We start from the raw sequence: 13,371 nt of genomic DNA on the forward strand, positions 1-13,371 counted from the left end.
CCAGTAAAAAATCAACTTGTTTTTTTACTGGTGCGCGACTAGGTTTTCATCACCCTCAGCGCGAGGGCGTGACCTCACAACAACAAGAAAACGGGCCCTTGGGGGCACCGGCAGGAGGAAACTTAGATGCAGACAATTGCACGTGTTGCTGGCCTTTGGGCAACGTTGCTGGCCGTTGGCCTGGGCACTGCGCAAGCTGCGCCGCAGATGGTCGTGGTGGGCTATGGCGGCGCCGGCCAGAAGGCTCAGGATGAAGCAATCTTCAAGCCCTTCAGTGCCCAGGATGGCAGCAAGCTGATACAGAGCGAATACAACGGCGAAATGGCGCGGATCCAGGTGATGGCCGACACCGGCAACGTCGATTGGGATGTGGTGCAGATCGAGGGGCCGGACTTGATGCGTGGCTGTGAGGAAGGTATCTACGAACACCTCGACTGGCAGCGCTTGGGCCATGCCGCCGACCTCATACCCGACGCGGCGCAGGATTGTGGCTCGGCTGCGCTGGTGTGGAGCGTGGCTATCGCCTACGACCGCAACAAGCTGGCGCAGGCGCCGGCCTCGTGGGCCGACTTCTGGGACGTGAACAAGTACCCAGGCAAGCGCGGCTTGCGCAAACGTGCGGTGTATAACCTGGAGTTTGCCCTGCTGGCCGATGGGGTCAAGGTAGAGGACGTCTATCAGGTGCTGTCGACGCCGGCCGGGGTTGACCGTGCATTCGCCAAGCTCAGCGAACTCAAGCCCTATATCCAGTGGTGGGACGCCGGCGCCCAACCTGCGCAGTGGCTGGCTGCAGGTGATGTGGTAATGACTTCGACCTACAGCGGGCGCATCGCCGTGGCGGCGCAGCAAGGCAGCCCGTTGGCCGTGGTCTGGCCTGGAAGCCTGTATGGCATGGACTACTGGGCAATCATCAAAGGCTCGCGGCATGTCGACCAGGCCAAGCGGCTGATTGCCTATGCCAATCAGCCGGATACCCAGGTGCGGTATGTGCAGCAGATTCCCTATGGGCCGACCAACACCCAGGCAGCCGTCAGGCTTGGCCCGGCCCTGGCCAGTTGGGTGCCCACCTCGCCGCAGAACTTGCAAGGGGCACTGGCGATGAATGTGGAATTCTGGGTCGACCATGGCGAAGAGCTGGAACAACGCTTCAATGCCTGGGCGAGCAAGTAGTTTCAAGCCTCCTCATCTATAGAGATAACCACCATGATCGCAACGGAACAGCGCTTGCGCCGGGAACTGGCTGCCTGCTATCGGCTGATCGCGCACTTTCGCATGAGCGACCTGATCTTCACCCACATTTCCTTGCGCCTGCCCGGGCCGGAGCATCACTTCCTGATCAACCCGTACGGGCTGCTGTTCGAAGAGATTACTGCCTCCAGCCTGGTAAAGATCGACTTGCAGGGAAGGCCAGTGCAACCTTCGCCACACCCGGTCAACCCGGCCGGCTTCGTCATTCACAGTGCTATTCATGCCGCTCGTGATGACGCCCAGTGCGTGCTGCACACTCACACCCGCGCGGGTTGCGCGGTAGCCGCGCTGGAGTGCGGCCTGTTGCCGGTCAACCAGATGTCCATGGAGTTTTACGGCCGGGTGGCTTACCACTCCTACGAAGGTATCGCACTGGATATGGACGAACAGCAGCGGTTGGTTGCCGACCTCGGCGACAAGCCGGTGATGATCCTGCGTAACCATGGCCTGCTTGCTACAGGGCGCAGCGTGGCCGAAGCATTCTTGCGCATGTTCTACCTGGAGAAGGCCTGTGAGATCCAGTTGGCAGCGCAGAGTGCCGGTCAACTGATACTGCCGCCGGCCGCAGTGTGCGTGCATACCGAACGGCAGTTCAATGAGCCGGAGCGGGGGTTGAAACAGGGTGAGCTGGCCGACCCGGATGCGCTGCAGCTGGCGTGGGCAGCGTTGTTGCGAATGCTGGAAAAGGTGGCACCAGGTTATCAGGATTGAGGCTGCGACCCGCTGATTTGGCAGGGGTGTGTCAGGCTCGGCACCGGAAAGCCTGCGATGTCACGGCGGGAGTACATGTGTTCTCCTGTGGTTGGCCCCGTACTGGGGGCCAGTAACAGTCACTGTTGCGCAACGACGGCGGGTAACTGTGCTGGTCCGCTTTTGAGGAATAGCCTTATGCTGTAACGAAATATGTCCACAAAGCCTGTAGAAGGAAGTCGCAATGCCGCTCAAGGACCTGCTCATTGCCCTGGTGGTGATTGTCGCCTGGGGAGTCAACTTCGTGGTCATCAAGGTTGGCCTCGACGGCTTGCCGCCGATGTTGCTGGGGGCGCTGCGCTTCCTGTTGGTGGCGTTTCCGGCAATCTTGCTGATCAAGCGGCCGAAACTGCCTTGGCGTTGGCTGATTGCCTATGGTGCGACGATTTCGCTGGGCCAGTTCGCGTTCCTGTTCCAGGCTATGTACAGCGGCATGCCGCCGGGCTTGGCCTCGCTGATCCTGCAGTCACAGGCTTTCTTTACGCTGGGGTTCGCGGCACTGTTTTTGGGTGAACGGTTGCGCCTGGCCAGTGTGTTGGGGCTGCTGATAGCAGCCAGCGGCCTGGCGTTGATTGGTAGCGAAGATGGTGGCCATGTACCGCTGCTGGCGTTGGTGCTGACCTTGTGCGGTGGTGCCATGTGGGGCATGGGCAACATCATTACCCGGCGTTTTGGCTCGGTTGACCTGGTGGCATTGGTGATCTGGGGCGGGCTGATACCGCCACTGCCGTTCCTGGCGTTGTCCTGGTGGCTGGAAGGGCCTGAGCGCATTGGCCATGCCCTGGCCAATATCAGCTGGAGCTCGGTGCTGGCACTGGTGTACCTGGCCTTCGTCGCCACCATGCTTGGTTACAGCCTGTGGAGCAAACTGCTGTCGCGCCACCCGGCCGGCAAGGTGGCACCGTTCTCGCTGCTGGTGCCCGTGATTGGTTTGAGCTCGTCGGCGTTGTTGCTGGGCGAACGGCTGACCGCAATCCAGGGCTGGGGTGCCTTGCTGGTAATGGCGGGGTTGCTGGTGAACGTATTCGGCGCGCGTATCGGGCAAAGGTTGCGGGCGGTCACCGCGTAAGCCGCACAAATATGCTGCTTGGCGCTCTGTTAGAATCGGCCTCTTTATCCAGGTCAACGGAGCGCTTTCATGATCATTACCACGACCAGCCAGTACAGGCCGCGTTTTCTGGGCGACTTTTCTGGTTGCCGGCGCGACTGCCACTGGAGGGAGACAGGGCATGAGCGAATCCTTTTTCGAAGACCTGAATGATGCGTTCCCGATCAACAGCCAAGTGCGTTGCGGCCAGGCGGCCTTCCGCCTCGGGTTCGCCCACATGACGCTGGATGATTCCGAACAGCTACAGCCTGCACACCTGCAGCGCAGTAAAAAAGGCCGCTTCATGCCGCGGGTTCCGCTGAAGAAGTGACCCCGCCCCAGTACATAACCCCGCCCAATGGCGGGGTTTTTATTGCGCTTTGTTGATCCGGCTCATGGCATTGCCGGGTAGCGCTCGCCGGCTGGCCAGGGTTGTGGTCTTCTGTCGTGGCATTCCAGCGACGGAGGATCGAATGCTCATGCGAGTCAGGGAACAGACGTATTGGCAGTGGGCCGACGCCCAGTTGCACAGCCGCAGCCACAACGAAGCTCTCAGTGACGGCACAACGCTGGATGTGCAGGTGCGCTTGTCACGTCTGGGGGCGACTCAGCTATTTTTAGGGCTGTATGGAGCCGATGGGCGGGCAATGCTGGAGGAGTACTACCCTGCGCGGCCCGGGGAAACCATGACCCGTGCCTTGGTGTGGGGTGTGGACCGTGCCCGTGCGATGGCTACCGGTGCCCTGCCATTGCCGCAAAGCCGTTGCCGACGGCGCCAGGCATGAAAAAGCCCGGCCTATGCGGGCCGGGCTCAGATAAAGGTGAGAACCCTCAGTTGAGCGGTTCGATCACCTTGACTGCCTGCCGCTCACGGGCGGCGGGCCATTCTTGTTGCAGGGTCTGCAGCACGCGGCCGACGAATTCGGTATCGGCGGCGGCCTTCTTGCCGACGTAGCCCTGGCCACGGCGGTAGACCTTGAAGCGGGCACGCATGCTGGGCAGGTGCTCTTCGAATTCATCTTCGATCGTATTCGGTGGCAGGCGGTCGAGCCGCACCTCACCGGTTTGGCTAACCCACAGCAGGTGGTCGTCAAGGCTGTCCTTGCGTACAGCGAACAGCTGCGCCAGTTGGTCGATAGTCGGATTGTTGTTCAAGTTCATCATAAAGCCCCCATTACCCATTCGTAGGTGATTTTCACAGTTGGCGCTACCACGGTGTAGCGCACTACCAACGCTGCTACAGCAGCATCGCAACAGGGGCTTTCTCACGCTGCCTTTTGGACAGTTCCCTCTCCACGGACGGCCTGCGTTACCGCGCAAGCCGTCTGGAACACCCTTGCCACCGCTCCCGATCAGGGAGACGGCTTCATCATGCACAAGGGCGATGAGCGGCGTCAATCATTTTGTAGTGAATATTTTTACTCACTACATTTCTGTCTTTTTGTTCGACAATCGCCGTTTCCACTACAGCCCGGAGAGTATCTCGAAGGCTGCACGAACCCTGGCTTCGTTCGGGTAATTTCGATTGGCCAGCAACACTATTGCCAGCTGTTCACTGGGCACAAATGCGGCGTATGCGCCGAAACCGCTAGTTGCACCGGTTTTGTTGTACCAGGCGGCCGGCAGTTGGGGCAGGGCGGGTTGCAAGCGCTTGGTTGGCTGCGGTTCACGGATCAGCCGCGCGCTGTTGCCATCTACCAGGGTGCCCAGCGTGACGGGGTAGGGATAACGCTCCCAGCCCAGGCCTTGGGTCATGGTGCCGACCTGGAAGTAGCCCTGCTGGGTGATGGCGGTTGCTTTAGCCAGTGCCGGTGGCAGGCCCTGGGGCTGCATGTGCAGCCGCACGTACTGCAGCAAATCGCTGGCGCTGGTCTTGATGCCGTAGGCTTCGTCGGCATACGGGCCGGGGCCGACGCGCACCGGTTTGTCGGCGTCGTCGTAACCTTGGGCATAAAGCCCCTGAGCACTGGCCGGGACCTGCAGATAGGTGTTTTTGAGGCCCATTTTTGCCAGCAGCCCCTCGGACATCAGCGTAGAAAACGGTTGATGCTGTGCCCGTGCGGCCAGGTCACCGAACAGGCCAAGGCTGGGGTTCGAGTAGCAGCGCTGGGTGCCGGGTTTGGCACGGGGTTGCCAGTGGCGGAAGAAATCGACGACCTGTTGCGGTGTCTGCACCGCATCGGGGAACTGCAAGGGCAGGCAGTCGGCACTGTAGGCACCCAGTTCCAGCACCGTCGCGTCGCCGATGGGCGCCCCGGCCAGTGCCGGATGATAGTGCTTGGCCGGGGCTTCAAGGTCCAGCTTGCCCTCGGCGCTGGCCAGCGCGGCCAGGGTGGCGGTGTAGGTCTTGCTCAGCGAACCGATCTCGAACAGCGTGTCTCGGCTGACAGGCACATTGTCGGCCTTGCTGGCCACGCCATAGCTGAAGTAGTGCGCGTGGTCGCGTGCGTAGATCGCCACGGCCATGCCGCTGATTCCCTGCGCCTGCATCAACGGGCGGATGATCTGGTCGACCTTGGCCTGCAATTGGTCGTCGGCCTGGGCGGCGGTGTGGCCCAGAATGAGTGTGATGACGGCTGCAAGCGCGGCCGGGCGGGAGAGGGGCATGAGCGGGTCCTTTTGCGGAGCGTGTCCGTTGAGCGATACCGATGGGGGTTCCGGCGTTAGCGGCGGAAAGCCGTAGACCTTATCGTCTGCCCTTGCACAATGACAAGACGGACACTGTGATGAAGTATTTGCGGATGTTATTCGACAATTTCACCCTGGCTTTGCTTGGGGTGGTTCTGATCGCCACCGTCCTGCCTTGCTCGGGCGATGGTGCGGTGTATTTTGGCTGGCTGACCAACCTGGCCATCGGCCTGCTGTTCTTCCTGCATGGTGCCAAGCTGTCGCGCGAGGCAATCATTGCCGGCGCCGGGCACTGGCGCCTGCACCTGCTGGTGTTTTCTTGTACGTTCGTGATGTTCCCGCTGCTTGGCCTGGCGCTAAAGCCTGTGTTCCTGCCACTGGTAGGCAACGAGTTGTACCTGGGCGTGCTCTACCTGTGTGCCTTGCCGGCCACGGTGCAGTCGGCCATCGCCTTTACCTCGCTGGCCCGCGGTAACGTGCCAGCAGCCATTTGCAGCGCGGCGGCCTCAAGCCTGCTGGGTATCTTCCTGACCCCCTTGCTGGTGATGATGTTGCTGGGCGCCAGTGGTGACACCGGTTCTGGCCTGGATGCCGTGCTGAAGATCACCCTGCAACTGCTGGTGCCGTTTGTTGCCGGGCAGGTTGCGCGGCGCTGGATCGGCGCCTGGGTCAAGCGCAATGCGCGTTGGCTCAAGGTGGTGGACCAGGGCTCGATCCTGCTGGTGGTGTACACCGCTTTCAGCGAAGCCGTGGTCACCGGCTTGTGGCACACGGTATCGCCGCAGCACCTGGCCGGGTTGTTCGCCGTGTGCGGGATTTTGCTGGCGGTGGTGCTGTTTGGTACCCGTGTGCTTGGCAAGGCATTGGGCTTCAATCTCGAAGACCGCATCACCATCTTGTTTGCCGGCTCCAAGAAAAGCCTGGCTACCGGTGTGCCCATGGCTCAAGTGTTGTTCGTGGGCAGCGGTATTGGTGCGATGATCCTGCCGCTTATGCTGTTCCACCAGATCCAGCTGATGGTCTGTGCGGTGCTGGCGCAACGTTATGCCAGCCGTGAGCAGGGCGCCGAAGAGGCTTCGGCGGCGTCCTGAGCGCATGCGCAGTCCGCTACCGGAGCGGCCTTGTATCGCGATGGGCTGCAAAGCAGCCCATTTCTACCTGGCTTGGCCTGAAGCGCGTTCGCGCAAAGCCTTGCCGACCTCGGCCTCGATCTTGTAGGCCGGCGCTTCGAGGTCGTCATAGTTGCGCGTATAGCGCCGGGCAAATTCCTCCACCCCCAGCGCCTGATACTGCTGCACATGCTTGAGCTCGTGAGCCCACAGGGCCACGTTGTCCTCGGCGTCGCCGGCCCGGCGGAAGATGATCGTGTCGATCAGCGTCACGGCGTTTACATCGGGGTTCTGCAGTAACGCGTTGGCTGCGCTCATCTGCTGTTCGTCACCCACCCGGAAGCGCGCCGCATCGAGCACGGCAAAGTCGTACCAGGGTTCGAGTTGCGCACGGATATGCAGCGGGATCGGCTCGACGCCGCTGGCGGTGGCCTCATCCCTGGCCTGGCGCAAGGCGAACGTCAGGCTGGACGAGGCCATCACCTCCACATCCTTGAGAATCTGACCGGCTTGCCCCGGGTCAATCGGCGCACAAAAACAGCCCATCAGGCACACTTGGTATTGCCCGGGCGGGCACGCTTGTTCGGCAAGCGCGGGCACCGTCAGCGTCAGGCCCAGCAGCAGGCTAATCCGCTTCATGCAGGGCCTTTTCGACAAACTGGCGGCTTGCATCCAGCACCTGCGATTGCACCCCTTCAGTGGCCAGCATGCGCCCGATCATCAACGCACCCACGCATTGGCTGATCAGCACCCAGGCCAGTTGATCATCCTCCAATGTCGCGCTCCAGGCCTGGTGCAGTTCGACCAGCCAGTGCTCAGCCTCTTCGCGCACCGGCGTTGCGGCCCGGGCGATTTCCACACCCAGCGGCGGGAGCGGGCAGCCGCTTTCGGGATTGTGCAGGTGGGCCAGGCTCAGGTACTGCTGCAGACAGCGGCCCAGGCGTTCGCGGCTGGCGCCCTGGTTGGCCAGGCGGGCCAGCGGGCTGTTGCGCAGCTCCTGGCGCACCACCTCGGTAAACAGGTCGTCCTTGGAGGGGAAGTGATTGTAAAAGGCGCCGCCGGTCAGGCCAATCGCCTTCATCAGCCCGGCCACCCCGGTACTGGCAAAGCCCCCGCGTTTGGCCAGCGCGCCGCTGCTGCTCAGCAACCGTTCACGGGTCTGCTGCTTGTGTTCGTTGGAGTAACGCATTCAATTGCCTCTGCAGGCGGGCTTGACGATGACGGTGATCATAACATAGCGTTCGTTTACTAAACGATCATTTACCAATGGAGGCAAGCATGCCAGAACAACAAAAAGTCGTGTTGGTGATCGGTGCGGGCGATGCCACGGGTGGCGAGATTGCCAAGCGCTTTGCCCGTGAGGGCTACATTGCCTGCGTCACGCGGCGTCAGGCTGACAAGCTGCAACCGCTGCTGGAGGAAATACGTGCCGCTGGCGGCCAGGCCCACGGCTTTGGCTCCGATGCGCGCAAAGAGCAGGAGGTGGCGGCGTTGGTCGAGACTATCGAGCGTGATATCGGCCCGATCGACGTGTTTGTCTTCAATATCGGCGCCAATGTGCCCTGCAGTATTCTGGAGGAAACCCCGCGCAAGTACTTCAAGATCTGGGAAATGGCCTGCTTTGCCGGTTTTCTCACGGCGCAAGCGGTTGCCCGGCGCATGGTCCGGCGTGAGCGCGGCACGATCCTGTTCACCGGCGCCACCGCAGGCACCCGCGGTGCGGCGGGTTTCGCGGCTTTCGCCGGGGCAAAGCATGGCTTGCGCGCTCTGGCCCAGAGCATGGCACGTGAGCTGGGGCCGCGGAATATCCATGTCGCGCACGTAGTGGTGGACGGTGCCATCGACACCGCTTTCATCCGCGACAGCTTTCCCGAGCGCTATGCCCTCAAGGACCAGGATGGCATCCTCGACCCGGCGCACATTGCCGACAGCTACTGGTTCCTGCACGCCCAGCCACGAGACGCCTGGACTTTCGAGCTGGACCTGCGCCCCTGGATGGAACGCTGGTAAGCCCCTATCACCAAGCAAGGACTGTCACCATGAACAAGACTGTCGATTTCTTTTTTGACCTGGGCAGCCCGGCCAGCTACCTGGCCTGGACTCAATTGCCAGGCCTGTGTGCCCGCCAGGGGGCTACGCTGCACTTGCGGCCAATGCTGCTGGGCGGGGTTTTCCAGGCTACCGGCAATGCTTCGCCGGCCATGGTCCCGGCCAAGGGGCGCTACATGTTCACGGACCTGGCACGCTTTGCCGCGCGCTATGGGGTACCGTTCGGGCTGCCGCTGGGGTTTCCGGTCAATACCTTGACCTTGATGCGCGGGGTCATGGGTACCCAGTTGCGCGCGCCGGAGCAGTTGGAGTCGTTGCTGTCGGCGCTGTTCAATGGGCTGTGGGTGCAGCGGCGCAACCTGAGCGATAGCGCGGTTCTGGACGAAACACTGAGCCAGGCAGGGTTCGATCCGCAGGCTTTTCATGCGCTGGCGGCCGACGGCGAAGTAAAAGCAGCGCTCAAGCAGGCGACCGAGGTGGCAGTGGAGCGCGGGGTGTTTGGCGCGCCGACCTGCTTTGTCGGTGAGGCAATGTTCTTTGGGCAGGACCGTCTGGACTTTGTCGAGGAAGCGTTAAGTCAGGGTGCCAGCAGCTTTTCGAGCTGAGTGCGTTCCCACAGGCTCAGCAGGTCGACCGGGTTGGTGCCGTAGCGCTGCCACTCCTCGATCCCGGCCTGATGGCCGTCGGGGCAGCGGCAACTGATGCAATGGGCAAGGCCTTCGGTATCCACGGCCAGTGCCAATTGCCAACCCTGGATGTCGACATCGACCAGGCCGCCATCGCGGCGTGCACTCACCTGCAGGTGATGCACGCCAAGTGCAGCGTTACGCAGGCTCTGGTAAATGGCCCGGGTGTTCAGCGAACCGCTGCGCGTCAAGGTCAGAAATTCGCCGGCGTGTTTGCGCTGATAATCTCGGCCTCGTCCGGGCCGATGTTTTTGAAGCTGTGCGGCAGGGTAGTGGGGATGTAGTAGCCGTCGCCCGAGTTGAGCACGCTGACTTGGCCATCGACCCAAAGCTCCACGGTGCCGCGGGTGACCAGGCCACATTCTTCGCCCTCGGCATGCACGATCGGCTCGCCCGAATCCGCACCCGGTGCATACAGTTCGCGCAGCATGCGCATCTGCCGGCCTTCGACACTGGCACCAACCAGCAGCATGCGCAGGCCGTTGCGGCCCAGGTCTGGCTGCTCGGCGCCCCGGAAGACAAAGCGTTCTTCGCGCACCGGCTCGTCGAAACTGAAGAACTCCGCGAGGCTCATGGGAATGCCTTCGAGCAGTTTTTTCAGGGAACTGACCGAAGGGCTGACGCGGTTCTGCTCGATCTGCGAGATCGTCGAATTGGTCAGCCCGCTGCGGCGGGCCAGTTCCCGTTGGGAGAGGTTGTTGCGTTCACGCACCAGTTTGAGTCGCGTCCCCGTGTCCATAGCCGCCTTGTAATCAGAGGTGTAAAAAATAATGAGCGACGCGCATTAAAACACACTCTGCACGCTTGCGCGCTGTGCTTCTCAGACACGCTGGTCGCGCGGCATCGGCCATAGCCCGACCAGCAGCAACAGGGCGGCCACGGCCAGGAATGGCAGGCGCGGATCAAGGGCATAAACCAGGGTGCCAGCCAGCGGGCCGATCACCGCCCCCATGCCTTGGGCCGCACCAATGGAACCGGCTGTGGCGCCCTGCTCGGAGGCGTGCATGGCGTTAGCCGCCAGCGCAGAAAAGGACGGGAAGACAAAGCCCATGCCCGCTGCCGCGATGAAATAGCAGCCCCATAGCGCAGGTGCGGTGGTGGCGAGCGAGCCGCAGGCAAAGCCCAGGGCTGAGACCGTGGCGCCTGTGCGGATCATTTTCAGTGGCGGCCATTCCAGTTTGCGCAGCAATACCTGTGACAGCATCAATGCCACGCCCACCGTGGTCAATGCGATGCCGGCGGCCTGGGCGGCCTCTGCAGGGCCCAGGTGCAGGCGGTCAATGGCGAAGAAACCGACGATGATCTGCGACACGGTGACACTGAGCATGGCGCTGAATGCTACCAGCAGGGGCCGGCGCAGGCGTGGGTCGTTCAAACGCACTGGGCTCGGGGCATGGTTGTGAGGCAGCGCCTGCGGCTTGAGGGTGAACAACAGCACGAGAAAGGCACTGGCCGGCAGCAGCGACATGATATGAAAAGGCAGGCTCAGACTATGCCTGGCCAACAGCGCCGCCAGCGCCGGCCCCACCACCAGGCCGACAGCGTTGGCCGCCCCCAGCGAGGCCATGGCCCGAGCACGACGCTGCGGCTCGACATGGTCGGCGATCAGCGCATTGCAACCTACCGGGATAGCCGCATAGAAGGCACCGATGCAGCCGCGTGCGACCATCAGGCCGATGAACGCTGCGGTCGCCCCCGGCAGCCAGCGCAGCGCGCCTTCCACAAACAGGCATAGCAGCCAATAAGCCAGAGTAAAACCGGCGGTGCCCAGCAGCAGAACGCGCCGGCGCCCCAGGCGGTCTGCCGCCCGGCCCCAGGGCCGCGCCAGCAGCACCCACACCACGCCGGCCACAGTCACGGCGGCACCCGCCTGCCAGGTGGCCATGCCGAGCTGGCGGGCAATCGGGCCGATCAGGGCGACGAAGGCCATCATCGACATGGTACAGGCCATGTTGGCCAGCAGCAGCGGACGCAAGTCCAGGGTGCTGGCAGGTTTAAGGGTTGCAGGATCCTTTGCGACGTTCATTGGGCAGTCCAGGGCAGTAAGGCAATAGAAACCGATATTATTAAGAATTGTTATCGATTGTCGAACGGCCCGGGCTATTGCAATTCATTCGCTGCGGCGCAGGGGGCCAGGCCACATGCTACGCAACACACCGTCGCGGCGCACCCATGCGTGCATCAAGGCTGCCGCCACATGCACCAGCACGGTGGCGAACAGCAGGTAGCCGGCCCAGCCGTGTGCCATGCGCAGCACGGCATACAGTTGCAAGTTGTGCGGGGCGATGGCCGGCAAGCCCAGCGGGCGAGGGTAGTCGCCCGCTGACAGCATTGCCCAGCCCAGTAGCGGCATGGCTAGCATCAGGCCATAGAGCAGCAGGTGCGATGCCCCGGCGGCCCAGCGCTGCAGGGTGGGCAGGTCTCGCGGCAAGGGTGGGTGAGGCACGGCCAGGCGCACCCCGATACGCAGCACGACCAGCACCAGCAGTGCCAGGCCGGTGGCCTTGTGCAGCCCGATGAGTACAGGGTGGCGTAGCGACAGGTCTGCAACCATGCTCACGCCAATGAACAGCATGGCCAGGATCAGCACGGCCATCAGCCAGTGCAGCAGGCGGGCGAAAGGGTGGAAGGCTTCGGGTTTCATGGGTGGGCTCCGGTGCTGAGCGATTCACGGCTGCGGCGGTTGAACGATTCCGAGTAGGCAGCCGAACGGGCGGCGAGGATGGGGTCGGCAGATGCCTCTATGCCTCGGGGGAGGATCAACGGGTCGAAGTTGAGGTCGCGGCATGCCCCCTGTTCGGGGGCGTCGACCTGTTCCAGCACCAGGGTGCCGGCGTCTACGCTGCGCCGTTCGGCAGGCCAGGGCCGGGCAGGGTCGTCCACAGCATCGCCGGGTTCAGCCAGCACCAGACGAAGCGTCCAGCGTAACGGGCCCTGGGCCAGGCGTTGCTGCAGGTCGTGTTGCAGAAACTGTTTGTCATCAATCTGGGTGGGCAGCGCGGCAAACGCGGTTTGTGGCTCAAGCTGCCAGCGCACCGGGTGGCGGGCGCCGCTTGCATCTATCAGCTGAAAGGCATTGATGCTGTGGTATTGGGTGCTGGCGAAGCTGTTGCTGGGCTTGTAGCCCGCCGCCCACTGGCGAAACGCTGCGCTTTCCGGGTGGGCTGCGAAGAACGCCTGCATGCTGGCGGGGTTCGGTTTGCCGGTGGCCGGGTCTGGCGTACTCGCCAGTACTTGCTCGTAGAACCCTTGCGGGGTGCTTATCGCCAGCACAGGCGGGGTGTTCATGCCGGTGCGCCAGACCTGCCCGTCGTCGGTGCTCAGCTGAATGGCCAGGCTGCGTACGGGTATGCTTGTGTCCGGGGCATACGGGTTGGCGCCGCCAATGGCGAAGCGGCCGATCACCGGGACACGCGCCTGGCTGAATACGCGCGCCGTGGACAGGTTGGCGGCCTGCCCGCTGGCCTGGAAGTAGCCACTGACACACAGGCCCTTGGCGTGGTTCTTGCGGTAGCCTGGGTAGTGCCCGGCTTGGGCCTCGAAGGTGTCAATGATGCGCTGTGGTGTCAGCCGGGTTTCGCCAAGCCAGCCGGCGGCATAGGCAAAGCCGGCACCTGCGGCCAGCATCACGGCGCCGATGGCAGCCAGGCGCAAGGCTTTCGCCGGGCCGTGCAAAGGTGAGTTCATGGTCATCGTCCGGTTTGGTGAATGTGCCAGTACGACGGGGCAGGGAAAAATTTATTCCATCGACGGGAATAGAATTTCCTGGTGGGCGTCTGCCTTTACAATGACTACTTCAAAGGCCGGGACTTTG

Annotated in this window: 17 protein-coding genes; 8 read left to right on the top strand and 9 right to left on the bottom strand. The window is 62.6% G+C overall.

Annotated features, from left to right (window positions below; translation table 11 throughout):
* Positions 1-126: 126 nt before the first annotated feature.
* From CKW35_RS03225 to CKW35_RS03245, 5 genes are all read left to right on the top strand, one after another.
* A complete protein-coding gene (locus CKW35_RS03225) occupies positions 127-1,170 on the top strand; it encodes an ABC transporter substrate-binding protein (protein WP_095115075.1) in 1,044 nt (347 codons plus the stop codon).
* Positions 1,171-1,203: 33 nt separating this feature from the next.
* Positions 1,204-1,959, top strand: coding sequence for a class II aldolase/adducin family protein (locus tag CKW35_RS03230; RefSeq protein WP_016486517.1), 756 nt, complete (start codon positions 1,204-1,206; stop codon positions 1,957-1,959).
* Between the two features lie 223 nt (positions 1,960-2,182).
* Positions 2,183-3,067, top strand: coding sequence for an EamA family transporter (locus CKW35_RS03235; RefSeq protein WP_095115077.1), 885 nt, complete (start codon positions 2,183-2,185; stop codon positions 3,065-3,067).
* 160 nt (positions 3,068-3,227) lie between these two features.
* Positions 3,228-3,416, top strand: a complete 189-nt coding sequence (locus CKW35_RS03240) for a hypothetical protein (RefSeq protein WP_003253897.1) — start codon at positions 3,228-3,230, stop codon at positions 3,414-3,416.
* Positions 3,417-3,558: 142 nt separating this feature from the next.
* A complete protein-coding gene (locus CKW35_RS03245; protein WP_016486520.1) occupies positions 3,559-3,870 on the top strand; it encodes a hypothetical protein in 312 nt (103 codons plus the stop codon).
* A 46-nt stretch (positions 3,871-3,916) separates the two neighbouring features.
* On the opposite strand, the gene CKW35_RS03250 is transcribed toward CKW35_RS03245, so the two are convergent.
* A complete protein-coding gene (locus tag CKW35_RS03250; protein ID WP_016486521.1) occupies positions 3,917-4,249 on the bottom strand; it encodes a hypothetical protein in 333 nt (110 codons plus the stop codon).
* A gap of 300 nt (positions 4,250-4,549) precedes the next feature.
* Positions 4,550-5,692, bottom strand: a complete 1,143-nt coding sequence (gene ampC, locus CKW35_RS03255; protein WP_023049134.1) for a class C beta-lactamase — start codon at positions 5,690-5,692, stop codon at positions 4,550-4,552.
* Between the two features lie 119 nt (positions 5,693-5,811).
* Here ampC and CKW35_RS03260 point away from each other — a divergent pair, with 119 nt between their 5' ends.
* Positions 5,812-6,804 carry a bile acid:sodium symporter family protein gene (locus CKW35_RS03260; protein WP_031312499.1) on the top strand — a complete coding sequence of 331 codons (993 nt, stop codon included), beginning with the start codon at positions 5,812-5,814 and terminating at the stop codon, positions 6,802-6,804.
* Positions 6,805-6,867: 63 nt separating this feature from the next.
* On the opposite strand, the gene CKW35_RS03265 is transcribed toward CKW35_RS03260, so the two are convergent.
* A complete protein-coding gene (locus tag CKW35_RS03265) occupies positions 6,868-7,461 on the bottom strand; it encodes a DUF4157 domain-containing protein (RefSeq protein ID WP_016486524.1) in 594 nt (197 codons plus the stop codon).
* Positions 7,448-8,011 (bottom strand): TetR/AcrR family transcriptional regulator, encoded by a 564-nt coding sequence (locus CKW35_RS03270; RefSeq protein WP_023049133.1) that lies wholly within the window; start codon positions 8,009-8,011, stop codon positions 7,448-7,450. The genes CKW35_RS03265 and CKW35_RS03270 overlap by 14 nt, the downstream gene beginning before the upstream one ends.
* An 89-nt stretch (positions 8,012-8,100) precedes the next feature.
* Between CKW35_RS03270 and CKW35_RS03275 the strand changes: the two genes are divergently transcribed.
* Positions 8,101-8,832: an SDR family oxidoreductase gene (locus CKW35_RS03275; RefSeq protein ID WP_070086510.1), complete on the top strand. Its 732-nt coding sequence runs from the start codon at positions 8,101-8,103 to the stop codon at positions 8,830-8,832.
* 29 nt (positions 8,833-8,861) lie between these two features.
* A complete protein-coding gene (locus CKW35_RS03280; protein ID WP_023049132.1) occupies positions 8,862-9,476 on the top strand; it encodes a 2-hydroxychromene-2-carboxylate isomerase in 615 nt (204 codons plus the stop codon).
* Here CKW35_RS03280 and CKW35_RS03285 read toward each other — a convergent pair.
* From CKW35_RS03285 to CKW35_RS03305, 5 genes are all read right to left on the bottom strand, one after another.
* On the bottom strand, positions 9,449-9,748 hold the full coding sequence (locus CKW35_RS03285; protein WP_023049131.1) for a hypothetical protein: 300 nt from the start codon (positions 9,746-9,748) through the stop codon (positions 9,449-9,451). The genes CKW35_RS03280 and CKW35_RS03285 overlap by 28 nt on opposite strands.
* Before the next feature lie 2 nt (positions 9,749-9,750).
* Entirely contained in the window at positions 9,751-10,296 is a 546-nt protein-coding gene (locus CKW35_RS03290) for a cupin domain-containing protein (protein WP_016486529.1), read from the bottom strand.
* Positions 10,297-10,377: 81 nt separating this feature from the next.
* Positions 10,378-11,583 (bottom strand): MFS transporter, encoded by a 1,206-nt coding sequence (locus tag CKW35_RS03295; RefSeq protein ID WP_016486530.1) that lies wholly within the window; start codon positions 11,581-11,583, stop codon positions 10,378-10,380.
* Positions 11,584-11,667: 84 nt separating this feature from the next.
* Positions 11,668-12,201 (bottom strand): cytochrome b, encoded by a 534-nt coding sequence (locus CKW35_RS03300; RefSeq protein ID WP_016486531.1) that lies wholly within the window; start codon positions 12,199-12,201, stop codon positions 11,668-11,670.
* Complete coding sequence (locus tag CKW35_RS03305) at positions 12,198-13,250, bottom strand: catalase family peroxidase (protein ID WP_070086509.1); 1,053 nt, start codon at positions 13,248-13,250, stop codon at positions 12,198-12,200. Before CKW35_RS03305 ends, CKW35_RS03300 begins: the two co-directional genes overlap by 4 nt.
* Between the last annotated feature and the right edge of the window lie 121 nt (positions 13,251-13,371).

This window comes from Pseudomonas sp. Irchel 3F3 (assembly GCF_900187545.1).
In the GTDB taxonomy this organism is placed as follows: Bacteria; Pseudomonadota; Gammaproteobacteria; order Pseudomonadales; family Pseudomonadaceae; genus Aquipseudomonas; species Aquipseudomonas fortuita.